A 23,632-nucleotide genomic window follows, 5' to 3' on the forward strand; every position below is an offset into this window, starting at 1 on the left:
CCGCTTCGTTTCGGGAGGGAAGCGCATGAAAAAAATACTGCTGCAGCTCGACGCGGATGAACATCCCAGCGTGTTCGACGCGGTGACGGCCCTTGACGCGGAGGTGGATGTGCTGCTTCGCCACGGAAACGTCCGGGCAGCGTCCGTCCAAGCCCTCATTCACGGGCTGCTCTTTCCCCGTGGTCCCGAGGAACTCCATCATAGCGCCGTTTTCATCGGCGGCTCCTCCGTCACTGCGGGAGAGGAAATTCTCGACGCGACAAAGGCCGCCTTCTTCGGCCCTTTTCGCGTCTCCGTCCTCTTCGACGCCAACGGCTGCAACACCACCGCGGCGGCGGCGACGGCGAAGATCGCCGCCGCCGCGGGAGGACTTGAGGGGAAACACGTGGTGGTTCTCGGAGGCACCGGCCCGGTGGGATGTCGGGCTGCGGCGCTTCTGGCGAAGGCGGGCGCGCGGGTGTTCCTGACGTCGCGGACCTTCTCCCGGGCGGAGGCGACGGCCCAGTCCCTGCTGGAGCGCTTCGGCGCCACCGTTTGTCCCGTGGTCGCCAGGTCGCCTGAGGAAACGAGGAGCATCCTCGAAGGAGCGGAGATCGTGCTCGCCGCGGGTGCCGCAGGTGTGACGCTCCTTCCCGAATCTGTCTGGACTTCTCTTTCCGAACTGAAGGTGCTGGCGGACTGCAATGCCGTTCCTCCAGCGGGCATCGAGGGCATCAAGCCCGGCTGGAACGGCCGGGAGCGGGAGGGCAAGATTCTCTTCGGCGCTCTCGGCATCGGGGAGTTGAAGATGCGGGTCCACAAGGCATGCCTGAAACGTCTCTTCGAGGCGAGCGACCGCATCTGGGACGCCGAGGAGGTCTTTGCGGAGGCAAGGGAGCACATGACGACGTGACCATTCTTCTGGTGGCCTACAGCGCCCGCTTTCTGGCGGAGTCCGCCCTCTCCGGAGGCTTTCAGGTCCGCGCGGCGGATTACTTCGGCGACAGGGATCTCCGGGAGCGGGTGGAGAGCGCCTCGGTCCTGAGGGATCTCGGGGAGGCCTTCTCTCCGGCGGCGCTTCTCGCCGTGGCGGAACGGCTTGGTGGAGAAGCCCTCGTTTACGCAGGAGGACTGGAAAATCACCCCTCCCTTGTGGCCAGGCTCAGCCGGAGGCGGGAACTTCTGGGAAATCCGCCGGAAGTGCTTGTGGCGGTTCGCGACTGGAAACGGCTGGGTGAGGTTCTGCGGAAGGCGGACCTCCCCGCGCCGGAGATGTTCTTCCCCGGAGAGGAAGGACGAGCGGAAAGCGGAGGACGGTGGCTCGTAAAACCCCGGTGGAGCGCCGCCGGCGCGGGAATCCACTTCTGGAGGGGGGAGGTTTTGCCCCGGGGGAACGTGCTCCAGGAATTTCTTCCGGGTCTTTCGGGAAGTTTCACCTTTCTCGCGGACGGGCGGCGCGCCGTCCCGGTGGGATGCACGGAACAACTGATCGGAAGGAAGGAGTTCGGAGGAAAACCCTTTGCCTGGTGCGGCAACGTGACGCCCCTTGCCTTCGCTTCGGGCGGAGAGGAGGCGGAACGCACGGAGACGCTCCTCCGGCGGATGGCGGAGGTCCTGGCCGAGATGTTTTCCCTTCGGGGTCTCAACACGGTCGATTTCGTCCTCGCCGGAAAAAGAGGGGAACGCCTTCCCGTCCCCGTGGAGATCAATCCGCGCCCCTCCGCCTCGCTGGAGGTGTTGGAAATGCTTTTGGGACGGTCCCTCTTCGGAGAGCATGTCCGGGCCTGCCGGGGTGTGCTCCCCGAAGAGCCCTTCCGTCCGAAAAGCGGTTTCTTCGGAAAGGGGATCGTCTTCGCCAGGCGGAAGGTGACCGTCTCCGCCACCGGAGAATGGCGGGCATCGGGCCGCGCCGACATTCCCCACGACGGGGGGGTGATCGACCGGGGCAATCCCGTCTGTACCGTTTTCGGACAGGGAAAAACCCGGGAGGAGTGTCTCGAAGCGCTTCAGGCAGCTGCGCTCCGGGTCCGTAGGGAGATCGGGGATCGTCTTTTTCGCCGGGAGAGAGGGGAGGCGGAGCGATGAGATTGCGGCTCGTCCTCGTGACGGGAAGGACCCTGGAGCAGGCGGCGGGGATGCACAAGGGAAAGTGCTCGGAGGAGTATCGTGCCGCCGTCAGCCGAGGGGAGATCGCCCCGGAAAACCTGGCGGCCCTTTCCCTCGCCGAGGGAGGAGCGGCCCTTCTCCGCACGGAGCACGGTGCGGCGGAGGTGCGGCTCTTTTCCGCGGACCTGCCGGCGGGACTTCTCTTCCTTCCTCTGGGACCTTGCGCGAATGCCCTCGTGGGCGATGAGACGGAGGGAACGGGCATGCCCTCCTTCAAGGGAATTCCCGTGGAGGTGGAGCCCCTGTGATGGAACGGACGGAACACGTGACCTGCACGTTCTGCGGTTGTCTCTGCGACGACATTGCCGTGGAGCACGAGGATGGCCGCATTTCCTCGGTGAGCCGGGCCTGCCCGAACGGCAGGGCCCATTTCCTGGATTATGCCTCGGCACCTCACCTTCCCCGCATTCAGGGTGAGGAAGTCTCCTGGGAGGAGGCCCTCGCCGAGGCGGCGCGCATTCTGAACGCCGCTCGAAGCCCACTTCTGTACGGCCTCTCCTCGGCCTCCACGGAGGCGATCCGGAAAGCGGTCGCTCTGGCGGATCGCCTGGGAGCCTTCGTGGACAGCACCTCCTCGGTCTGCCACGGCCCGACGGGCCTTGCCATGCAGGCCGTGGGAGAACCCACCTGCACGCTCGGCGAGGTGCGGAGCCGGGCGGATCTGCTCCTCTTCTGGGGGTGCAATCCGGCGGCCTCGCATCCACGGCACTTCGCCCGCTATTCCACCGCCGCGAAGGGGCGCTTCGTCCCCGAGGGACGCAAGGGAAGGACGGTGATCTTCGTCGATGTGCGCCTCACGCCGGGGGCGCGCAGCGCGGATCTCTTTCTCCGGGTCGATCCGGGGTGCGATTTCGAGGTGCTCACGACCCTTCGTGCCCTGGTCCGTGAAAAACCTCTCCGGGGGACAGAGGAGGCTTGCGTCGGCGGCGTGCCTCTCGGGGTGCTCCGGGACGTGGCGACGCGGCTCAAAAGCTGTCGCTACGGAGTCGCCTTCATGGGCATGGGGCTCACCATGACCCGGGGAAGAGACGTGAACGTGGCGGAACTGTTCCGCCTCGTGGCGGAGCTGAACACCTACACCCGTTTCTCGGTGATTCCCATGCGGGGGCACGGCAACGTCACCGGTGCCGACCAGGTCCTCACCTGGCAGAGCGGCTTTCCCTTCGCGGTGAGCTACGCCAGGGGATATCCCCGGTACGGTCCGGGGGAGTTCACCGCCGTGGACCTGCTTCGCCGAGGGGACGCGGACGCGGCGCTCATTCTCGCCTCCGATCCGGCGGCGCATTTTCCGAGCAGGGCGGCGGCGCGTCTCGCATCGATACCGACGGTCGTCCTCGATCCCGAGGAAAGCCTCACCGCAAGGGGCGCCACGGTGTGGCTGCCCACGGGAAAGGCGGGTATCGACGTCTCCGGGAGCGCCTACCGGATGGATGGCGTTCCCCTGCGGCTTCGGCCTTTTCTCGCGCCTCGGCGCCCCTCCGACGAGGAGGTCCTGGGGTGGCTTCTCGAGGAGGTGGCGCCATGATCCGCATACGGGGTGGGCGCGTCGTCGATCCCGCGAACGGCGTCGATGGAGAGGTCCGGGATCTGTGGATCCGGGAGGGGCGCATCGTGGCCCCACCTCCGGAGCCGGTACCGGATGTGGAGGTGCTCGACGCGGAGGGGATGGTGGTCCTTCCGGGAGGCGTGGACCTACACAGCCATGTGGCGGGAGGCAAGGAGAATCTGGGACGGAAGCTCCGTCCCGAGGATCACCGGGAGCACGTGCGCCCCCGGGAGGGATCTCTCCGCTCCGGATCGGGGTTCACCGTTCCCTCCACCTTCCTCTCGGGCTATCTCTACGCCGAAATGGGCTACACCACGGTGATGGAGGCCGCGTCGGCGCCGCTCTTCGCCCGCCATGCCCAGGAGGAGCTGGAGGATCTCCCCATGGTGGACAAGGGGCTCTTCATCACCCTCGGAAACAACCACTTCGTCCTCGAATGTCTCGCCGGGGGGGAGGAGGAGCTGCTCCGCAACTACGTGGCTTGGCTCCTCCGCGCCACCGGCGCCTACGCGGCGAAGGTCGTCAATCCGGGGGGCGTGGAGAACTGGAAATGGGGACGCAACGTGTCCTCCCTGGACGAGGAGGTGCTTTCCTTCGGCGTAACGCCCCGGAAAATTCTCTCCGGCCTCGCCGGGGCAGTGCGGAAGCTCGGCCTTCCCCATCCGCTGCACGTGCACGGCATCAACCTCGGGCAGACCCGCAGCGCGGGCACCACCGTGGACACCGTGAAAACCCTCGACGGAATGGGAGGACACCTCTGCCATCTCCAGTTTCTGAGCTACGAGGAGGTCGGCGAGGGAAGCTCCCTCTTCCGCTCCGCCGCCTCCCGGGTGGCGGCGGCTCTGGAGACGACGGAACTCTCTCTCGACGTGGGGCAGATCGTCTTCGGCGGGGCCACGACCATGACCTCCGATGGGCCGCTGGAGTATGCTCTCCACCGCCTCACCGGGGCGAAGTGGATCAACGACGACGTGGAGGGCGAGGGCGGCGGCGGCGTTCTTCCTCTCGCCTACGACCGAAGGAGCCGTCTTTCCGCGGAACAGTGGATCACCGGTCTGGAACTCTTTCTCCTCCTTCGGGATCCCTGGCGGCTCGCTCTCACCACGGACCACCCCAACGGAGGTCCCTTCTTCTGCTATCCTCAGATCATGCGGCTCCTCATGGACCGGAGCTACCGGGAGGAGGTCATCGCCACCCTTCCGCCGAAGGTCCGCTCTGGGGCGCTCCTTTCCTCCCTGGACCGGGAGTACTCCCTCTCCGAGATCGCCGTGATCACCCGGGCGGCTCCGGCGAGAATTCTCGGCCTGCGGAACAAGGGACATCTCGGCATCGGGGCCGACGCCGACGTGGCGCTCTACGACCGGGTCTTCACCGACGGAACGCCCTGCCGTTGTGCGAAATATCCTTCCTGCCGCCGCGCTCTTTCCCGGGTTCGGCATCTGGTGAAGGGAGGCGAGGTGGTCATCCGGGACGGCAAAATCGTCAAAGAGGTCTCGGGGAGGAGGCTCTGCGTGATTCCGCCCTTCGACGAGAGCCTTGAGCCGCGACTCCGGAAACAGTTCTCCGAGACCTATTCCGTGGCCTTCGAGAACTATGCCCTGGAAGAGGGAGAATTTCCGCACCGGGAGGTGGTGCCGTGCTCGAAAACATGAACATGAACGGGGACGAGCGGATCTTTCTGAGCCTGGGGGCGAACCTCGGCGACCGCCAGGGGAATCTCCTCCAGGCGTTGCAGTACCTGGGAGCCCGGGCCACCGTACGCCGTCTTTCCTCCTTCTACGAGACGGATCCCGTTGGGTGCGAGGGAGCACCGCCCTTTCTCAACGCCGTGTGCGAGGTGGCCACGGACCTAAAGCCCCGGGAACTGCTGGAATTTCTGCTGCGCATCGAAAAGCGCATGGGCCGCCTGCGCCCCTTCCGAAACGCACCGCGCCCCATCGACATCGACCTGCTTTTCTACGGAAAGCGGTGCATCGATGAGCCGGATTTGGTGGTGCCCCATCCCCGCATCGCCGAGAGGGGGTTCGTGCTGATCCCGCTGGCGGAAATCGCTCCGGAGTTTCCGCATCCTCTTTTGGGGCGCTCCGCGGCGGAGCTGGCCGAGGCGGTGGGAACCTCTGGAGTGAAGAAGGTGGAGCGGAGCCTCCGACTTCGCCTCTCCGGCGATCCCCAGCAATGCGCTCCCGAGGTGTCCGTGGGCCTTTCCCGGGTAGGGGTGACCAACCTGGAGCGGGTCATTCGCCTCGGAGGCTCGGAGCGGTCGGATCCCGCCCTGTTTCACGCCTGGCTCGACCTCTTCGCCGACCTCGGCCCGGAACAGGCGGGGGTGCACATGTCCCGCTTCTCCGACGCTCTGGAGGAACTGGTGGAAGAGCTCACCACAAGCGCCTTTCCAGACGTGGAATCCCTGGCGGAGCGCCTCGCCCTCGCCGTCGCTCGAACGCAGAAGGCCCGTTTCTCTCAGGTCAGCATTCGTGCACGCTATCCCCTCACCCGGATCACCCCCATTTCGGGAAAGCGCGTGGAGGACATGGCCACCTTCCTGAGCATCGCCGCAAGCGACGGAGAGCGGACGCGCCACCTCGTGGGCGTCGAGATGGACGGTCTCACGGTCTGTCCCTGCGCTCAGGAGATGGTTCGCTCCTACGAACGGCGGCTTCTCCTGGACGAGGGTTTTTCGGAGGAGCAGGCCGAGAAGATCCTGGACCTGCTCCCCATCGCCTCCCACAATCAGCGGGGACGTGGCACGCTTCTCATGGGAGGCGGCGAGGGCATTCGGGCGGAGCATCTCGTGTCCATCGTGGAGGTCTCCATGAGTTCCGAGGTCTACGAACTCCTCAAACGCCCCGACGAATTCTTTCTGGTCAACAAGGCGCATCGCAACCCCCGCTTTGTGGAGGACGTGGTGCGGGAAATGCTCCAGAACCTGCTCCTCGTCTACGCGGATTTTCCAGGGAACACCTTCGTGCTCGCCCGGCAGGAGAATCTGGAAAGCATCCATCGCCACAACGCCTTTGCGGAATATCAGGGAACGCTCGCGGAGATCCGCGGAGAGATCGAGGAAGGGCGCCCGAGGGTGAAACACACCTCCCTCGATGCGTGGCTTCGGGAGGGATGGTCGTGAGGAACGGAACATGCGCGGGGCGCATCGCCTGGTGCATCACCGGGGCGGGGCACTTTCTCGAGGATTCGCTCCGGAGCGCCACATCCCGGGACGATGTGGACTTCTTTCTCTCCCGGGCGGCGGAGGAGGTGGTGCGGATGTACCGTCTCGGGGATCTCCTCGCGGGACGACAGGTGTTCCGGGACACCACCGCGTCGGTGCCGATCTCGGGACGGTTCTCCGGAGGCCGCTACCGCCTTCTGGTGGTCGCTCCCGCGACATCCAACTCCGTGGCCAAGTTTGTCCTCGGCCTGTCGGACAGCCTGGTCTCCACCCTCTTCGCCCAGGCGGGAAAATCCGGCGTTCCCGCCCTCGTCCTTCCCACGGACACGGTGACGGAAACCTGGTCCCTCACGCCCTCGGGCAACCGGGTGCGCATCCGGCCCCGGGCGGTGGACCTGGAGAATTCGCGCCGGCTCGCCTCCTTCGAGGGAGTGACCGTCGTGGCCGATCCGGAGGAGCTCGCCCGATGGCTCGCACGCTTTTTGTGACGGGAACTCTCGCCGCGGAGGCCCTGGAGGAAGTTCTTCGAGGCCTTGAGGATGTCGTGTGCTGGCGGATCGAAGTCATGCCCATCACCGTGGCGGCCCTCATGACCGTGGAATGGATCGCGGAGCGCCTCTCCTTGCCGGAAGAGTGCGATTTGGTCGTGCTTCCCGGCCTCGTTCGGGGCGACCCGGCGGTTCTGGCGGAGCGCCTGGGCGTTCCCGTGGAGCGGGGCCCCCGGGACTTGAAGGAGCTTCCCCGCCGCTTCGGACAGCGGATGGAACTGAGGGGATACGGCACCTACCGCACCCGCATCGTGGCGGAGATCACGAACGCCTGGACGCTCGATGCGGCGGCCCTCCTCGCCGCCGCCCGGGTCCGGGCCGCGGCGGGAGCGGACATCATCGATCTGGGCGGCCCGCCGAAGGAGCCCTATCCCCGGGTGGGAGAAGCGGTGTCCCTGCTGAAGCGGGAGGGATTTTCCGTCAGCGTCGACTCTCTGGATCCGGAGACGCTGAACGAGGCCTCCCGGGCCGGAGCGGACCTGCTCCTCTCGGTGCACGCGGGAACGCTCGACAAGGTTTCCTCGGACTGTCCCGTGGTGGTGATTCCCGAGCCGGAGACGGACATGACCTCCTTCCACCGCTGTCTGGAGAGAGCCCTCGCACGGGGGCTCTCCGTCGTGGCGGACCCCGTGCTGGACCCCCTTCTCTTCGGGTTTTCCGAGTCCCTGGTGCGCTTCGCGGAGGTACGACGCCGTTATCCCGGCATGCCTCTCCTGATGGGGGTCGGAAACGTGACGGAACTGGTGGAGGCGGACAGCGTGGGGATCAACGCTCTCCTCGCGGGGGTCGCCGAGGAGCTGGAGGTGGACTATCTCCTGACGGTGGAAGAGATTTCCTGGACCGCGGGCAGCATCCGGGAACTCGATCTCGCCCGACGTCTCATGCACTACGCCGGAAGCAGGCGCATGCTCCCGAAGCACCTCGTGGGAAGTCTCGTGGTGGCCAAGGAGATCCCCTTCGAGGAGTACACGGAGGAGGAACTCCGGCGGATCGCCGCCAAGGTGCGGGACAAAAACTTCCGCATCTTCGTCGGAGAGGGGCGGATTCACGCGTTCAACGGCGAGCGCTTCGTCTCCGGAACGGAGGCGGGAGAGCTTTTTCCGGCTCTGGGCGAGGTGGACGCCGCCCACGCCTTCTATCTGGGCCGGGAGCTCGAGCGGGCCCAGACGGCGCTGCGTCTGGGGAAACACTATGTCCAGGAAGAGCCGCTTCGCTTCGGCTACCGGAATGACCGTCATGATCCTTGAGGTCCTGCTCTCCACGCTGGACCAGGACGGATCTCCCCGCATCGTTCCCGCGGGGGTCCGTTGGGGGGAGACGCACCTGGAACTCGTCTCCTACCGGACGAGCCGGACCTGCGACAATCTTCTCAAGGGGCGGGGCGCCGTGGCGAACCTCTGCGACGACGCGCTCCTCTTCGTTCGCTGCGCCCTTGACGAGGCGGCGAAGAAGGAACAGCCCTGCCGCCCCTCCGGCAGGGTTCCCGGGGCCATTCTCGAAAGGGCCTGCTCCTATCGGGAGCTGCGCCTCCTCGCCGCTCTCGGCGAGGGAGAACGGATTTGTTTTTCCTGCGAGGTTGTCGGAACGGGGACGATTCGGGAGTTTCTCGGGTTTAATCGTGCGGCGGGAGCGCTCCTGGAGCTGGCGGTGGCGGCCACGCGCAGGGCCCTGCTTCCCGAGGAGGCGTGGAAGCCCCTGTGGAACCAGGCATGTCGCTGCGTGGAGCGCACCGGAGGTCCTCGGGAGCTGGAGGCGCTCTCGGTCCTTCAGGATTGTTTCTTCGGGGAGGAGGAAAAGGTGTGAAGGTTCGCGTCGAAACGGGCTCAAGGCTCCACCTGGGGTTTCTGGATCTCGAAGGAGGGGTGGGGCGTCGCTATGGCAGCCTTGGCATCTCCCTGAACCGCCCCGGTGTGCTCCTTGAGGCGGAGGAGGCTGCCGCCTGGTTCTACCAGGGTCCAGAAGCCTTCCGCGAACGGGTGGAGGAGGCTGCCGGCGCGGTGTCGCTCCTCGCGGGGAGAACGGAGGGAGTTCCACCGATCCGGCTCTGTCTTCGCAAGGTCATTCCGCCCCACGTGGGGCTCGGCTCGGGAACGCAGGTCTCTCTCGCGGCAGGGACGGCCGTGGCGGAACTCTTGGGCGTTCGGACGGACCCTCGGCAGCTGGCCACTCTGCTCCGGCGGGGACGCCGCTCCGGGATCGGCGTGGAGGCCTTCGCCGGAGGAGGGTTTCTCCTCGACGGCGGGATCCGGGGGGACGGCGGCACGCCGCCGCTGCTCCTCCGGCGGTCTCTTCCGGCGTCGTGGCGTTTTCTCGTGGTGCTTCCCGAGACGGCGCCGGGCATCTCCGGAGCGGCGGAGGAACAGGCTCTGGCGACGCTTCCTCTCGTAGATCCTTCGGTGACGGGCGAACTCTGCCGTCTCGTTCTTCTGGGCCTGCTGCCCTCCCTGGTCGAGGAGGACGGCATCGCCTTCGGGCGGGCGCTGACGGAAATCCAGCGCCTTGTGGGTTCCTGTTTCCTCGCCGCCCAGGGAGGCGTCTACGCCTCCCCGCTTTCAGAGCACCTGGTGACCCTTCTCCTGGAGATGGGAGCCCTGGGAGCGGGGCAGAGTTCCTGGGGGCCTGCGGTGTTCGGTTTCTTCGACGACCCTCTGACGGCGGAACAGGTGCGAAAGCGCCTCCTCGGGTCCAGGGAATTCGCGGGAGGGACGATTTTTGCGGCGGGGGGTGCGCGGGAGGGTGCGCGTATCCATTGCCGGAAGGATGCGGAAGGGGAGAAAGTGTCGTGCGGTTTGCCGGAGTAGAGATCGAGGATACCTACGCGGAGGCCTTCAAGATGTGGGGAACCCGGCTACTCGTCACCGGAAGTTCTCCCGAGTGGGCGAAGACCGCTGCCGAGGCCGCGGCGGGTTTCGCCCACTCGGTGATCGGCTGTGGCTGCGAGGCCGGGGTGGAACGGTTTCTTCCGCCCGAAGAGACGCCCGACGGCAGGCCTGGCGCGACGGTGCTCCTCTTCGCCTCGTCCCGGAAGGACCTGGAGAAGCAGTTGCTCCTTCGGGTGGGACAGGCGGTCATGACCTGCCCCACCAGTGCCTGCTACAATGCTCTCGCCGGAGAGGAGGAACTTTCCGTGGGAGGCAAGCTCCGCTACTTCGGCGACGGCTGGCAGGGAAGCAAGGTTTTGGAGGGGTCCCGTTTCTGGCGGATTCCCGTCATGGACGGAGAGTTTCTCGTGGAGGACCGCTTCGGCATCCGGCGGGGCATCGGAGGCGGCAATTTCCTCATCCTCGGCGCGGACGCCCGGGCGGCCCTCGAGGCCGCCGAGGCCGCCGTCCGAGTCATGCGGCGCGTTCCCGGGATCATCCTCCCCTTTCCCGGGGGGATCGTCCGGAGCGGTAGCAAGGTGGGGTCCCGCTACAGGTTCCTCTCCGCCTCCACGAACACCGCCTACTGTCCTTCCCTGCGCCCCCTCGTGGAATCGGCGTTGCCCGAGGGAGTGAACTGCGTCTACGAGATCGTCGCGGACGGCCTGGAGGAAGAACCTCTTCGGCAGGCCCTCCGGGACGGTGTGAAGGCCGCCTGCCGCGAAGGGGTCTGCCGCATTTCCGCAGGGAACTACGGAGGGAAGCTCGGGCAGTACGTCTTCGCTCTTCGAGATCTCCTGGGAGGTGATGCACCGTGAAGGTGCTGCGGCCCCGATGTGCCCTCGACTGCCCTGTGGAGGCGGAAGGTCTCGTTCCGGAGCGGCTCGCGGAGATGACGACGGAAGCACTCCTCCGGCTGCCTCTGGCGTACGGACGGTTTTCCGTTCCTCTCGGAGAGCTTTTCGACGTGGAGGCGGACGGCGCGGCGGATGCCGCGGTGGTGCTGGAGGGGGATTTTTCCCGGGTCAAGCGCATCGGGGAGAACATGGCCGGGGGCTCTCTTGAAATCCGTGGAAACGCTGGCATGCACCTTGGAGCGGGCATGTCCGGCGGGACGATCCGCGTTCTCGGCAACGTCGATGCCTGGGCAGGTGCTATGATGTCCGGAGGGCGCATCGAGATCACCGGCAGTGCCGGTCCCTCCCTCGCGGGGGCCTACCCCGGGGAGACTCGGGGGATGCGGGGCGGCATGGTCCTTGTCCGGGGGGATACGGGACTCCGGGCAGGCGAACGACTCCGCCGCGGCCTTATCGTTGTGGGAGGTTGCACCGGCGATTTTCCGGGGCTCGGCATGCTCGCAGGGACGCTTGTGGCCTTCGGTACGCTGGGCATCCGCGCCGGGGCTGGCTCGAAACGAGGCACCCTCGTGGCGCTGGGCGGTGCCCGAGGAGAGATGCTTCCCACCTACCGGGAGGCCTGTGCCTATCGGCCCGTCTTTCTGGACCGCCTTCTGCGTTTTCTGGAGCGGGAGGGGTTTCCCGTCACTGCGGAGCACCGGAGCGGTCGATTTCGGCGCTGGGTGGGCGACGCGAACGAGTTGGGAAAGGGGGAGATTCTTGTCCATGAAAAAGACCTGCAATGAACGGAGCGTCGAAGTGGTCCGTCAGCTCGTGGAGGAAGCGGATGTCCTCGGCGTGGCGGTGCACCGCCTCGGAAACGGAACTCTGTGGATCGACTGCGGCATCGAGGTGGAAGGATCCCTGGAGGCGGGAAGACTCTACGCGCTCGCCTGCCTCGGAGGCATGGCGGACCTTCGGTTCGACACGTTCGATCTGGACGGGATCACCTGGCCCTCCCTCTCCGTCTCCGTGTCGCGTCCTCTGCTGGCCTGCCTGGGATGCCAGTACGCGGGGTGGAACATCGAGGTGAAGGGGACGTCGGGGACGTATCGGGCCATGGGATCGGGTCCGGGCAGAATGCGCGGTTCAAGGGAGCCGCTGCTGGACCGGTTCGGCCTGCGAGAGCGGACGGACGATGCGGTCCTCGCTCTGGAGACCCGAACGCCCCCCGACGAGGAGACGGCCACGGCCATCGCCTTTTCCTGCGCGGTCTCGCCGGGAAAGCTTGTGCTCCTCACGGCGCCCACGGCGAGCCTTGTGGGCTCGGTGCAGATCGCTTCCCGGGTGGTGGAGACGGGAATCCACAAGATGATCGAGGTGGACTTTCCCGTGGAGACGCTTTTCGCCGCAACGGGAACCTGTCCCATTCCGCCCCTCTGCGCGGACGATACCGAGGCCATGGGACGCACCAACGACGCGGTCCTCTACGGCGGCTCCGCCTGGTATGCCCTGCGCTCCGGAGAGGATCTGTCCGTTCCGGCGGAACGGCTTGCCTCGTCGAGTTCCCCCGACTTCGGTCTTCCCTTCCGGAAGATCGTCGAGCGCTACGAGGGGGATTTCTACAAGATGGATCCCCTGCTCTTCAGCCCCGCGGAGGTGGCGGTGAACGACCTGGCGACGGGAAGGACCTATTGCGCGGGACAGATTCGTGCGGATCTGCTCCGGAAGGAGTGGCTCGGGTCGTGAGAGCGGCCCTCGTGGGCAACCCCGAGGGATGGCACGCAACCCAACTCGCGGCGGCGCTGGAGCGCCGGGGTGTCACGGTGAGCCGCTTTCCTGCCACGCGGCTCTCCGGCTCCATCGGCGCCTCTCCGGGTGCGTCCTCTCTCGGGGCATCCCTCGCTGACCAGGATCTCGTCCTGGTCCGGGCGATTCCTTCGGGCTCCCTGGAACAGGTGATCTTCAGGCTCGACATGTTGCACCTCCTCCGGCGCAGAGGCGTCCGGGTGGTCAACTCCCCGGAGGCGCTGGAGCGCTCGGTGGACAAGTTCACCACCAGCGCTCTGCTGGAGGAGGCGGGGATTCCCACACCCCGCACGGAGGTGACGGAGAATCTCGACGAGGCCCTGGCGTGCTTTCGAAGGCTCGGCGGGGACGTGGTGGTGAAGCCTCTTTTCGGCTCCGAGGGGAAGGGGATCGTCCGCCTCCGTGATTCCGAGACGGCATGGATGACCTTCCGCGCCCTGGATCTGGGGCGTTCCGTGTTCTATCTTCAGCAGTTCGTCCCCCACGGCAACGAGGACTTCCGCCTCTTCGTCGTGGGCGAAGAAGTGGCGGGCGCCATGGTCCGCCGCGGGGAGGACTGGCGCAGCAATCTCGCCCGGGGTGGCAGGGGGGAGCGCTTCGCTCCCGACGAGCATCTCCGGTCCCTGGCGATTCGGGCCGCCCGCGCCGTGGGTGCCTTCTACGCCGGAGTGGACATCCTTCCCGGTCCCGACGGTCCCCTGGTGGGAGAGGTGAACGGCATTCCGGGGTGGAAGGGGCTTGAGGCAGCCCTGGGGGTGTGCATGGCGGAGTTGTTGGTGGAGCGTCTTCTCGGCGCTTCCCTCCCCGGGGATGTGTCATGAAGGGCGGACGGACCCGGATGGAGGTAGTTCGCCACGTGGAGTTCGCCTGTCTTCTGGAGGTGGGGGCGCCCAAACCGGGCAACGTGAACCGTTTCGCCGACTTCAGCGACGCCACCCTGGAGGATTTTCTCGTGAGCGCCGTCGCCGTGGGTGAAACCTTCCGGCGGATCCGGCGCTGGTCCGTGGGAACGCTGGTGCTTCGGGGCGTCACCGCGACCCGGCGTCTTACGGGGACCAACACGAACCTGGGCATGCTCCTTCTGCTGGCTCCTCTCGCCATGGGGGCTCTCGCCTCTCCCCGAGGAAAGCTGCGACAGGGCGTTCAAGAGGTGCTGCGCGGAACGGACGCGGAGGATGCCCGGCAGGTCTACGAGGCCATCCGGCGAGCCTCGCCGGGAGGACTCGGCAACGCTTCCGCCCACGACGTGACGGATAAGACAGCAGACCCTCCCTCGTTGTCGAAGGCCATGGAAGCCGCCGCGGAAAGGGATTCCGTGGCCCGTGAGCACGTTCGGGATTTTGAGTACACCTTCGGTCTCGTCCTGCCCGCGCTGCGCGGACACCTCGCCGCCGGAGCGGACCTGAGCGACGCGGTGGTGCGCACCTTTCTGCAGGTGCTCGCGGCCGTTCCCGACACGCTCATCGCCCGAAAGGCCGGAGACGAGGAGGCACGGCGCATCTCCCGCCTGGCGGCGGAGCTTTTCGCCGCCGCGCCTTCCGCCGCTGTCTCTCCGCTGGAGCGACCGTTCCTCCGGGAGTTCGATGCCCTTCTCCGCTCCGGAGGAAACCGGACCAATCCCGGGACCACTGCGGACCTGATCGCGGCGGGACTCTTTTGCCTTCTCTCGGAGAATCCCGGCGGGCGGGACGAAACGGTGCTGCGCTTTCGCAGGAGCGCCACCGGAGAGGAGTTCCTGCAGGTGCAATAAAAAAGCGCCCCCGCGGGGGCGCGCACACTGAAAAACGGACAGATCGCCCCGGTGCTTCGGAAGCCATCGGGGTGGTTCATAAGACGCACGCGAAGTCGCCTCACGCGCCGGTGATGATCTGCAGGATCACCTCGTCCGTGTCCTTCATGCCGGTGGTGCTGATGCGTCCGAGATGGCGGATGCTCTCCTCCGCGCTGGAGACGACGATGCCGTTCTTGCCGCTCATGGCCACGCCCTTTTCGGCGAGGAGCGCCGCGAGAAGGGCCTCTCCCGCGGAGGTGGCGATCTTCAGCGCGCAGTCGTGCTTGGCCCCGTCGCAGAGCAGCCCCGCGAGGTTGCCGAGCATCATGTTGATCGCCGCTGCGATGGCGTCGTCGTCGCCGCCGAGCATCCAGGTCATTCCCGCGGCGGCTCCCGTTCCGGCGGCCACGGCGCAGCCGCAGACCGGCGAGAGCCGTCCCGTGAAGTTCTTGATGTAGAGCGTCACCAGGTGACTGAAGGCCAGCCCCCTCACGAGAACCTCTTCGCCCAACCCCCGGGCGTCCGCAAGGACCTTCAGCGGAACGACGGCGGTGATGCCGTGGTTGCCGCTTCCCGCGCTGCTCATCACCGGAAGGGGAACGCCTCCCATGCGGGCGTCCGTGGCGGCGGCGGCGACCATGCGGACCTTGCAGAGCAGGCTGTCCTCGATGACCCCCTCCTGCAGCAGCTCCCGGAAGGACCTCCCGATACCGAGTCCGGCCCCGAGACGGAGCCCCTCCTCGGCCATGGCCATGTTCATGGTCACGCCCTCCAGCAGAAATCGCAGCTCCTCCGGAGGAATCTCCCCGATCTCCCGGCGGAGCTCCGCCAGGGAGAGGCACGTCACGTCGAAGTCGTCTCCGGAATTGCCGGAAGCGCCGCTTTCCGCGCACCGAGCCGACGCGAAGACGATCTCGCCGTTGTGCGTGATGCGAACCACCTCGTCGTGTCTGTTCGCGATGACCGCCTCGGCCGCGTCCGTGGCCGTCTCGACCGTGGCTGACACGTACACGCCGGTCTTGTCCCGGTCGAAGCGGACCTCCACGAAGGGAAGCAGCTCCTCCGCCCGTTCGTAGTCCTCTTTCGAGCAGTTCTTCAGCACCTCCAGGCCGAGGTCCGGATTTCCTCCCGCGAAGGCGAGGGCCGCCGCGTAGGCGTTGCCCGTCTTGTCCGTTCCGGGGATGGTGACGCTGAAACCGTTCTTGTAGATGTTCGGGCTCACGACGACGAGAATCCGCTCCGGTTTCCCCCGGACGAATTTTCGTGCGTTCGCCGTCGCCAGAGCGACGGCGATGGGTTCCGTACAGCCCACGGCGGGTTTCACCTGTCTTCGCAGTGTCTGGAGCAGTTTCTCCCTGTACATGATGGGTGCTCTCTCCTTTGGGGACCGCCGAGAGGGAGACGAGGATCTCTCCTTTTCGATGCGGACGCGGGGAAGATCGTTTTCCGAAAAGACAGAAAAGCAGTGCTGCTTTCGGAATCCAGAAGCAACAGTACCACATCTCGAAAGTCCTCTTCAAGGGAAATGATATTTCCGCGGGGGCGCCTCTGTGGCGCAAAACCCACGAGGCGCGGACGGAGCCCAGCCCCTACCTCAACATGAACCTGTTGCTCGAACACAAAAAGGCACTCCTGGAAACGTGTGGCTCACCGCCGCAGGTGGCAGCCAGACACCATGAAAACCTTTTTTCGCAGGAGTGATCACACAGCTCGTCCTCGTCGCCGGGCGGTTTCTTCGGGGTGTGGGGGAATGTTCCTACAGAAGGCGCGAAAGGGTACCGGAAACTCCTCCGGGAAAGAGGGGTGTCCGGTACCCGTCGCCTGCGCAGTCGGGTGAAAACGAGCGCGTTCAGGCTCTTTCCGAGGCGGTGAAGGCCGGAATGGCTCTCTCCACCACCGTCGTCGCCGTTTCGAGATCGTCCAGGTTGAGCCGTTCCTGGTCCGTGTGGTCCAGTTTGCTGTCTCCGGGGCCGTAGGCCACGAGGGGGCATCCCCAGGCGGCGGCGAGATTGAAATCCGCCGTGCCCCCTTTGGCGAGCAGACGCGGAGCGGTGCCAAGCACGGAGCGCACCGCTGTGCGAAAGGCGAGCACGGCGGGGTCGTTCTTCGGGCGTTCCGCCGCGGCTACGGAGTCCAGGACCTCCAGCTCCACCTGCTGAAGCGTCGCGAGAATCTCCAGGTTCCGGGTCCATTCCTCCGGGTCCGCTCCGAGAGGAAGGCGCAGGTCCAGCTCCACCAGCGCATGCCGCGCCCCCTCCTCCCGTCCTTCCATGAAGGCCACCGAGCCGGAGGTGCGGGCCGCGAGAGGGGCCGTTTTGTCGTCCCGGAGTTCCACTTCGTCCAGAACGGCGGCGGCGGCCCGGAGGCAGGCCGTCAGAGGGCCGGAGGAACCGCTTCGGTGCGCACCTCCGTCCCGGGCGGAAAGGCGCAGGAGGAGCCGTCCCCGGTAGGCGAGGGTGACTCCGTCCGTTCCCGAGGGCTCGCCGATAACACAGCCGCACGGGGTGTGTCGGGAGAGGCGATGGCGCATGCCCAGGGAATCTCGCTCCTCTCCCACGACGCCCACGAAGGTGAGGCGCCATTTCTCGGGGAGGCGTGCACGCCCACCCCCCACGGCGAGAGCGCAGAGCGGTCCCTTTGCGTCCACGGTGCCGCGCCCCCAGAGAATCCGATCGTCCCGGCGCAGTGGAGGTCCCCCGGGGACGGTGTCCACGTGTCCTACCAGCAGGAGTTCCCGTTCGCCCCGCCCTCTCGTGGCCACCACGTTGCCCACCTCGTCCAGAAAGGCCTCTTCCCATCCGAGGGAGGGAAGGGTGTCCCGGAGATGGCGGCAGGCTCGCTCTTCCTGGCCGGAGACGCTCGGAATCGCCGCAAGGTCTTCAAGGAGCCGTTCCGCCGCGGACATGTCACGCCGCCGAGAGAAGGTCCGCGAGAGCGGCCACGGCGCGTCGGACGCTTTCCTCCGAGGCGGAAAGAGGCGGGAGAAAGCGCACCGCCTTGGGTCCTGAGGAAAGGGCGAGAACGCCCCGTTCCTGCAGAGCCGTCACGATGGGAGCTGCGGGCTCGTCGAGAGACACCCCCACCAGAAGCCCCAGGCCGAGCACGCCGGTGATCCGGGGCGAGGAAATCGCCCCGAGGGCGTCACGAAAGATCTTCCCGAGGGCATCCGCCCGCTCGAGCAGGCCTTCCTGGAGCAGGCCGAAGGCGGCGTGTCCCACCGCGCAGACCAGCGGGTTGCCTCCGTAGGTGGAGCCGTGCCCTCCCGGGGGGAAAGAGCCGAGCCGCCGGCGCCACAGAAGAGCCCCTGCGGGAAGTCCCCCCGCGAGCCCCTTGGCGAGGCAGACCAGATCGGGGTCGAGCCCTGTCCTGGAAGAGGCGAGGAGCGCACCGCAGCGCCCCCATCCGGTCTGGATCTCGTCGGCAACGAGGAGCGCGCCCCACCGGCGGCATGCCTCGGTGAGAGCCTTGCCCACCCCGGCGGAAAGGGTGGCCATGCCTCCCTCGCCCTGGACGGGCTCCACGAAGACCGCCGCCACGTGCTCGTCCACGGCGTCCGGAAGTTGTTCCGGCTCCAGATGCTCCACGGAAAGGAGCCACTCCTTCCAGGGAGCGCGGTACCGTGGATTGAAGGTCAGCCCCAACGCGCCCAGGGTGCGGCCGTGAAAGGCCCGGCGGAGAGCGAGAATGCGCCTCCGCCCGGGATGGACCACCCGGAGGAGCTTCAGCGCCGCCTCCACCGCCTCGGTGCCGCTGTTGCAGAGAAAGGCCCGGCTCTCGGGGAGCACCGACTCCAGATCTGCGAGGAAACGCTCCCGAAAGGGAGAGGAGAGCCCTGCGCCGATGGTCCAGGGAGATGCCGCGGCCTCCTCCAGCGCGAGGCGAAGGCGGGGATGAGCGTGCCCGAAGAGGGCCGCGCCATGCCCGGCGAGAAAATCCACGTACTCCCGTCCCGTCGCGTCCGTCACCCGGTCTCCCGAGCCGGACAAAACGGTCAGCCCGCGAGAACCGTAGAGGAGGGACTGTTCCATAGATGCGTTCCCCTTCCTGAGAGGGCCGCTTCCAGAGGACGCCGCACGCGACTGTCCCCGAGGATGACCCTCGGTACGCCCGCTTCGAGGGCTTCCCGGCAGGCCCGAAGCTTGCGTTTCATGTTTCCCTGGGCCGCCTTCTCCAGGGAGTCCCATGTCTCGGGACTTCCCGAGGGAATGAGCGTCGTGGCGTCTCTCGGGTCCGCCAGAAGCCCAGGAACGTTGGAGAGGATGAGCAGCACCTCCGCGCCCAGGGCGCCCGCGAAGACTGCGGCGAGACGATCTCCGTCCACGTTGAGGTTTTTTCCGCTCTCTCGGTCCCGGGCGAGCGGTGGAAGGACGGGAAGCATTCCCTTCCGCCACGCCTCCTCGAGAAGCGTCGTCTCCACCCGTGTCACGGTGCCGCTCCAGTTTCCCCGGAGCAGCCGCACCCGACCGTCCTCCACGGAGCGGAGGATGTCCTTTCGCTCCGCCTCCGCCGTGTTCGCCAGGTCGGGAAAGAGCGCGACGCCCCGGACTCCCTCGGCGCGGAGGGCCCAGAGAAGATCTCGGGACACTCGGGACGCGGCGGTCTCGAAGAGCTCTCGCTCCACCTCGCCGACAAAGCGGCTCCGATATCCCGAGGGACTCATCACATGCCGCAGCGGAACGCCCCGTTCCTCGCAGAGGGTGTTCATGGCGCCCCCCGCGCCGTGAACGAGGAGCCACTGCTCTCCTTGGCGCGTTCGCTCCGCCAGCTCCCGAACCAGCCCCTTGCACTCGTTGCCGCATGCGCCGCCGAGTTTGACCACGCCTTTCATGATGCATATCGCCCCTTTCGTTCGTTTTTTTCGTTGCAGCCGCTTCGCGCGGCTGTTGTTCCGCTAGGCCGGGAAGACCGGCATCATGTCCAGACCGAGGGTTTCGTCGAAGCCCGCCATGAGGTTCGCGGACTGCAGTGCGCTTCCCGCGGCGCCCTTGATCAGATTGTCCAGGGCACACCCCGCGAGAAGCCGCCTGCCTCCGGGATGTCGTTCAAAGCCAACTAGCACCTGGTTGCTTCCGAGGACGTAGCGCGGATCGGGAAGGCGCAGATGGGTCGGCTTCGCGGCGGTGCACCGCACGAAGGGCTCGTTTCTGTAGGTGTTCCGGTAGAGGCTCCAGATCTCCCCCTCGCTCAATGGAGTGGAAAGGCGAACCGAGGCGAGGAGTTGCACGCCCCGGACGAGTTCCACCGCCGTGAGGGAGAGGGAAAGGCACTCCTCGGAAAGCGCCAGTTCCTGGGCGACCTCCGCCAGATGCCGATGGAAGAAGGGTGTGACCACCCGTAGGCTGCGGCTCCGCATGGGATGATGACTCCCCGGAGAGGGCTCGGCTCCGCCCTCGGAGGAGCCCACCCGCAGGTCGAGATGGGCCTCCTCCACCACTCCTGCCCGGGCAAGGGGAAGGAGTCCGAGAATGGCGCAGGTGGCGTTGCACCCTACTCCGGAGACGCACCGGGCCTGCCGCAGCTCCTCCCGGTGCAGTTCGGGAAGGCCGTAGACGCGTTCCGAGAGCAGCTCCGGCGCCTCGTGGGGATGACCGTACCACCGGGCGTAGCGTTCGGGGTCGGCGAGGCGGAGGTCCGCCGAGAGATCCACCACGCGGACCCCGCGGGAAAGATAGTTCTGCACCACTGGAAGAGACGCGCCGTGGGGAAGGGCCAGAAACGCCAGATCCGGCGTATTGTCCTCGGTCTCTTCCGGACCGGAGAAACGAAGCTCGTCGTAGGCGCCCCGGAGGTGGGAATGGACGCTCGTCACGGGATGCCCCGCATGGCTTCGGGAGATAACCCGGCTCACTCGAAATCCGGGATGGCGCGCAAGAAGGCGCAGCAGCTCGCCTCCGGTCATGCCCGCGCCGCCCCAGACGGCCACGGTCAGTACATTCCGCATAGTTCGACCTCCTCTTCGGGGGTAGGGAAAAAGAAAAGACCCGCGCTCCTTCGAGTCGCGGGTCGTCGGGAAACTCCTTCCGGTATGGAAGAGAACCAAAGCTCCGGTTCCTCCTCCGCCTCCGCCCACGACCCGTCTGCGGCGCTTCGCTTGGAAGCCCGCTTACAACGCTTGTTCCGTCTCGTTTTTGTTCGTGTCCGGGAAATGTTCTCCATCACGGAAGATCCTTTTCCGGGCTGCTAGGCCGCCGCCGCAAGACTCCAGGCGTGGCGCACCACTGCGCCGGGAATGTCCACGCCGGTGGGTTCGATGGAATTGCGGAATTCCGCGCTGTCGTTCACCTCGTTCACGAGCCATCCCCGGGCGGAGGCGAAAAGATCCACCGCGAGAAAATCGCCTCCGAGAGCTTCCTGGACCTGCCGCAGCAGGGTTTCGAGTGTCGTGTCGAGAGGGTGGTTTTCCGCCCGTCCTCCCCGGGCGGTGTTGGTGATCCAGTGGTCGCTCCGTCGCCGGATGGCGCAAAGCGGCTCTCCGCCCACCACGAAGGCCCGCAGGTCGTATCCCTCCGCTTTGTCCACGTATTCCTGAAGGTAGAACAAGCCGTGTCGCCCTCCGAGATGTTCCTTGTGCTCCACCAGAGCCTCCGCGGCGTCCCGGTCGTTCACCTTCGCCAGAAGGCGTCCCCAGCTTCCCGAGACGGGTTTCATCACCAGGGGATAGCCCAGTTCGTCCGCGGCGGCGAGGGCGCCCTCCACGGAAAAGGCCACGCGGTACGCGGGCTGTGGCACTCCGGCCCGCTCCAGGGCGAGGGTCGTGGCGAGCTTGTCTCCGCAGAGCCGCATCACCGCCGAGGGGTTCATCACCCGTGCGCCCCGGGTCTCCAGGAAGGCCGCGAGGGATTCATTGTGTCCGTGGGCGATGCACCGGGCCAACACGACATCACCAGAAAGAGTCCGCGAGGGATCTCCCCAGGCGTCGTCCGTCACGTCCTCCAAAAGAACGGGAATGTCCAGGCGCCGGGCCGCCTCGGCGAGGAGCTTCTCCTCCGTGCGGAGGCGGGAATGAAAGATCCGCAAGGGGCGTGCCTGTCCCATCCTACTCGCCCCAGTCTTCCTGAACCTGGGGGGCTTCCTCCACCGCCACCGGGTCCAGGGACACCACCTCAAGCTCGGTGCCGCAGTCCCCGCAGAGGAGGATTTCCCCCACCAGAACATTTTCGGGAAGCGCCACGCTTCCCTCGCAGACCACACAGACCGCCCGTCGTTCCGATTCCGCCATCGTGCTCTCTCCTTTCTTTTTGTCGCCACTCTCCACCGCGCGCCCTCCGGTTCGGTTCTTCGTCCGTCGCCCGGCAAAGCGGTTTGCACCGGTTCCGTGCATACAAAAAGGCCCGTCCCCTCTCAGGGACGGGCCTTGAACCCGCGGTACCACCCTGCTTGAGCGCACACCTGTGCGCTCCCGCTCCCGGCCTGTCACGGCGGCCGAACTCCGGGACGCGTACTCCAGGAAAACCCCTTTCCGCTCCAGCTCCGCGAGCTTTCGGCATTTCCGGAACCTTCCCGAAGGCGCCTCGCAGCCGGTGAGCGCCTCTCTCTGGCGGGATTTTTCCGTGCCTCTCGCTTCATCGCCATTGCCTTTCCGCTCGGTTCCGATCCCCTCTTCACAAAAAAAGCGCTTTCGTGATCGCGAGTTTCCTCCGGAGGGATCCTGCGGAAATTCTGTTTGCGAAGAATCTTACACGACGATCCAAAAATGTCAAGAGGAACGAAGCAGACTTGGAACGAGGCAGGGAGAATGTCATCCCTAAGGAACCTCTGAAAAATGCCACGCCGATCTCGGAAAAACGTGATGCGATTCGAGAGAGGAGCAATTCCTGCCTGATCAGAGCGTCCCTAAAACGGGACAGGGACAATGTCGTCTGTTCTTCTCTGCGGACGATGAGGAGCCAGTGTTTCCTGAGCCTGACGGAAGCGACCAAAGCGGCGGTGAGTTGTGTGCGTCACGTGGTGTAGAAAGGTTTTCATGGTGTTCGGCGGCGAGTCGGCAATGTTCCGGCACGAAAGAACCCGAGAAAGGGCTCAGTCACTTTTCCCCAGGCTGCGGGAGAGCGTCTCCGCAGCGGTTTTCAACCCCTCCGCAAGTTCGGGAAAACGCTCTTCGGAAAAACGGAAGGTGGGGCCTGAAATGGCCAGGCAGGCCACCATGGCACCGCTTCCGTCGAAGATGGGCGCCGCCGCGGAGAAGACCCCCTCTTCTCGTTCGGCGACGCTGACGGCATAGCCGTTCGCACGCACGTTTTCCAGGCGTGATCGTATGACGGCGGGGTCGGTGATGGTGTTCGCCGTGAGGGGTTTCGCCTCGGCGATGATCTGTTCCGCTTCGTCCGGATCGGAGAACGCCAAAAAACACCGTCCGGACGCCCCTGCCCACAGGGGAAATCTCGAGCCGAGCTGGGCGGAGCGTTTCAGCGTGTGGAGGCTTTCCACCTGTTCGTAGCAGACGCGGTATTTCCCCTGCTTGATGTAGAGGTTCACCGTTTCTCCGAAGAGATTCCGGAGCGCCACCATGACGGGAAGCGCATATTTGCGCAGGTTCAGGGACTCCTTTGCGAGTGCTCCGAGATAGATCAGGCGTGTTCCGAGACGGAAAGTCTTTGTCTCCGGATCGCGGTCGAGGAAGTGCTCCTCCACCAGGGATCCCAGAATCCGGGACGTTGTGGAAAGAGGGAGGTCCAGCTTTCTGGAGAGCTCCGTCATGCTCCATTCCGGAGCTTTTCTGGAGAAGCACAGCAATACCGCGAGAGCTTTCTTGATCGAGGTGTTTCCGGCCTCGATCTCCCGTTCTTCGTGAGGCATGGTTCGTTCCTCCTCGTCAAAGAATCTTTCGCCTCCCCGGAGTGCAGGAGTCGTGTTTCTCCAGGGCTGTCGAAAGCACTGGATACCTCGAGTGTTCAAAAAATCTTGACAAGGAACTTCGAAAAGCTATACTTACGCCAAGCTTCCATATTTT

23 protein-coding genes are annotated in these 23,632 nt (G+C 65.9%); 15 read left to right on the plus strand and 8 right to left on the minus strand.

Going from position 1 to position 23,632, the window contains the following annotated elements; genetic code table 11:
• Positions 1 to 25 precede the first annotated feature (25 nt).
• Genes K349_RS0102880 through K349_RS0102950 form a run of 15 tightly spaced genes read left to right on the plus strand, consistent with a single transcriptional unit; the run spans position 26 to position 14,661 of the window.
• Entirely contained in the window at positions 26 to 892 is an 867-nt protein-coding gene (locus K349_RS0102880) for a methylene-tetrahydromethanopterin dehydrogenase N-terminal domain-containing protein (protein ID WP_026368372.1), read from the plus strand.
• Positions 889 to 2,064, plus strand: a complete 1,176-nt coding sequence (locus tag K349_RS0102885; protein WP_026368373.1) for an ATP-grasp domain-containing protein — start codon at positions 889 to 891, stop codon at positions 2,062 to 2,064. Before K349_RS0102880 ends, K349_RS0102885 begins: the two co-directional genes overlap by 4 nt.
• Positions 2,061 to 2,393: a molybdopterin dinucleotide binding domain-containing protein gene (locus K349_RS0102890; protein ID WP_051464179.1), complete on the plus strand. Its 333-nt coding sequence runs from the start codon at positions 2,061 to 2,063 to the stop codon at positions 2,391 to 2,393. The genes K349_RS0102885 and K349_RS0102890 overlap by 4 nt, the downstream gene beginning before the upstream one ends.
• Positions 2,393 to 3,670: a formylmethanofuran dehydrogenase subunit B gene (locus K349_RS0102895; protein ID WP_026368375.1), complete on the plus strand. Its 1,278-nt coding sequence runs from the start codon at positions 2,393 to 2,395 to the stop codon at positions 3,668 to 3,670. The genes K349_RS0102890 and K349_RS0102895 overlap by 1 nt, the downstream gene beginning before the upstream one ends.
• A complete protein-coding gene (locus tag K349_RS0102900; RefSeq protein ID WP_026368376.1) occupies positions 3,667 to 5,343 on the plus strand; it encodes a formylmethanofuran dehydrogenase subunit A in 1,677 nt (558 codons plus the stop codon). The genes K349_RS0102895 and K349_RS0102900 overlap by 4 nt, the downstream gene beginning before the upstream one ends.
• The gene (mptA, locus tag K349_RS0102905; RefSeq protein WP_026368377.1) at positions 5,328 to 6,815 is read left to right on the plus strand and encodes a GTP cyclohydrolase MptA; all 1,488 of its coding nucleotides are present in this window, start codon (positions 5,328 to 5,330) and stop codon (positions 6,813 to 6,815) included. Before K349_RS0102900 ends, mptA begins: the two co-directional genes overlap by 16 nt.
• A complete protein-coding gene (locus K349_RS0102910; RefSeq protein WP_245587990.1) occupies positions 6,812 to 7,345 on the plus strand; it encodes a flavoprotein in 534 nt (177 codons plus the stop codon). The genes mptA and K349_RS0102910 overlap by 4 nt, the downstream gene beginning before the upstream one ends.
• The gene (locus K349_RS0102915; RefSeq protein WP_026368379.1) at positions 7,324 to 8,652 is read left to right on the plus strand and encodes a DUF6513 domain-containing protein; all 1,329 of its coding nucleotides are present in this window, start codon (positions 7,324 to 7,326) and stop codon (positions 8,650 to 8,652) included. The genes K349_RS0102910 and K349_RS0102915 overlap by 22 nt, the downstream gene beginning before the upstream one ends.
• Complete coding sequence (locus tag K349_RS0102920) at positions 8,642 to 9,208, plus strand: DUF447 domain-containing protein (protein WP_026368380.1); 567 nt, start codon at positions 8,642 to 8,644, stop codon at positions 9,206 to 9,208. The genes K349_RS0102915 and K349_RS0102920 overlap by 11 nt, the downstream gene beginning before the upstream one ends.
• A complete protein-coding gene (locus K349_RS0102925) occupies positions 9,205 to 10,206 on the plus strand; it encodes a beta-ribofuranosylaminobenzene 5'-phosphate synthase family protein (RefSeq protein WP_026368381.1) in 1,002 nt (333 codons plus the stop codon). The genes K349_RS0102920 and K349_RS0102925 overlap by 4 nt, the downstream gene beginning before the upstream one ends.
• Positions 10,188 to 11,084 (plus strand): formylmethanofuran--tetrahydromethanopterin N-formyltransferase, encoded by an 897-nt coding sequence (gene fhcD / locus K349_RS0102930; RefSeq protein ID WP_026368382.1) that lies wholly within the window; start codon positions 10,188 to 10,190, stop codon positions 11,082 to 11,084. The genes K349_RS0102925 and fhcD overlap by 19 nt, the downstream gene beginning before the upstream one ends.
• On the plus strand, positions 11,081 to 11,908 hold the full coding sequence (locus K349_RS0102935; RefSeq protein WP_026368383.1) for a formylmethanofuran dehydrogenase subunit C: 828 nt from the start codon (positions 11,081 to 11,083) through the stop codon (positions 11,906 to 11,908). The genes fhcD and K349_RS0102935 overlap by 4 nt, the downstream gene beginning before the upstream one ends.
• Positions 11,889 to 12,851, plus strand: coding sequence for a methenyltetrahydromethanopterin cyclohydrolase (mch, locus tag K349_RS0102940; protein WP_026368384.1), 963 nt, complete (start codon positions 11,889 to 11,891; stop codon positions 12,849 to 12,851). The genes K349_RS0102935 and mch overlap by 20 nt, the downstream gene beginning before the upstream one ends.
• Positions 12,848 to 13,732, plus strand: a complete 885-nt coding sequence (locus tag K349_RS0102945; protein ID WP_026368385.1) for a RimK family alpha-L-glutamate ligase — start codon at positions 12,848 to 12,850, stop codon at positions 13,730 to 13,732. The genes mch and K349_RS0102945 overlap by 4 nt, the downstream gene beginning before the upstream one ends.
• The gene (locus tag K349_RS0102950; RefSeq protein ID WP_026368386.1) at positions 13,729 to 14,661 is read left to right on the plus strand and encodes a triphosphoribosyl-dephospho-CoA synthase; all 933 of its coding nucleotides are present in this window, start codon (positions 13,729 to 13,731) and stop codon (positions 14,659 to 14,661) included. The genes K349_RS0102945 and K349_RS0102950 overlap by 4 nt, the downstream gene beginning before the upstream one ends.
• 100 nt (positions 14,662 to 14,761) lie before the next feature.
• Here K349_RS0102950 and K349_RS0102955 read toward each other — a convergent pair whose 3' ends face one another.
• From K349_RS0102955 to K349_RS0103005, 8 genes are all read right to left on the minus strand, one after another.
• Entirely contained in the window at positions 14,762 to 16,045 is a 1,284-nt protein-coding gene (locus K349_RS0102955; protein ID WP_026368387.1) for an L-cysteine desulfidase family protein, read from the minus strand.
• Positions 16,046 to 16,531: 486 nt separating this feature from the next.
• The gene (locus K349_RS0102965; RefSeq protein WP_026368389.1) at positions 16,532 to 17,587 is read right to left on the minus strand and encodes a M20/M25/M40 family metallo-hydrolase; all 1,056 of its coding nucleotides are present in this window, start codon (positions 17,585 to 17,587) and stop codon (positions 16,532 to 16,534) included.
• Position 17,588: 1 nt separating this feature from the next.
• Positions 17,589 to 18,710 (minus strand): aspartate aminotransferase family protein, encoded by a 1,122-nt coding sequence (locus K349_RS0102970; RefSeq protein WP_026368390.1) that lies wholly within the window; start codon positions 18,708 to 18,710, stop codon positions 17,589 to 17,591.
• A complete protein-coding gene (locus K349_RS0102975) occupies positions 18,674 to 19,510 on the minus strand; it encodes a [LysW]-aminoadipate kinase (protein WP_026368391.1) in 837 nt (278 codons plus the stop codon). The genes K349_RS0102970 and K349_RS0102975 overlap by 37 nt, the downstream gene beginning before the upstream one ends.
• A gap of 63 nt (positions 19,511 to 19,573) precedes the next feature.
• A complete protein-coding gene (argC, locus tag K349_RS0102980; protein ID WP_034264206.1) occupies positions 19,574 to 20,623 on the minus strand; it encodes an N-acetyl-gamma-glutamyl-phosphate reductase in 1,050 nt (349 codons plus the stop codon).
• Between the two features lie 239 nt (positions 20,624 to 20,862).
• Positions 20,863 to 21,717, minus strand: coding sequence for a lysine biosynthesis protein LysX (gene lysX, locus K349_RS0102990; RefSeq protein ID WP_034264208.1), 855 nt, complete (start codon positions 21,715 to 21,717; stop codon positions 20,863 to 20,865).
• Between the two features lies 1 nt (position 21,718).
• Positions 21,719 to 21,901 (minus strand): lysine biosynthesis protein LysW, encoded by a 183-nt coding sequence (gene lysW / locus K349_RS19030; RefSeq protein ID WP_034264625.1) that lies wholly within the window; start codon positions 21,899 to 21,901, stop codon positions 21,719 to 21,721.
• 800 nt (positions 21,902 to 22,701) lie between these two features.
• The gene (locus tag K349_RS0103005; RefSeq protein ID WP_026368396.1) at positions 22,702 to 23,478 is read right to left on the minus strand and encodes an IclR family transcriptional regulator; all 777 of its coding nucleotides are present in this window, start codon (positions 23,476 to 23,478) and stop codon (positions 22,702 to 22,704) included.
• Positions 23,479 to 23,632: the final 154 nt, after the last annotated feature.

Origin of the sequence: Aminiphilus circumscriptus DSM 16581 (genome assembly GCF_000526375.1) — a bacterium.
Taxonomy (GTDB): domain Bacteria; phylum Synergistota; class Synergistia; order Synergistales; family Aminiphilaceae; genus Aminiphilus; species Aminiphilus circumscriptus.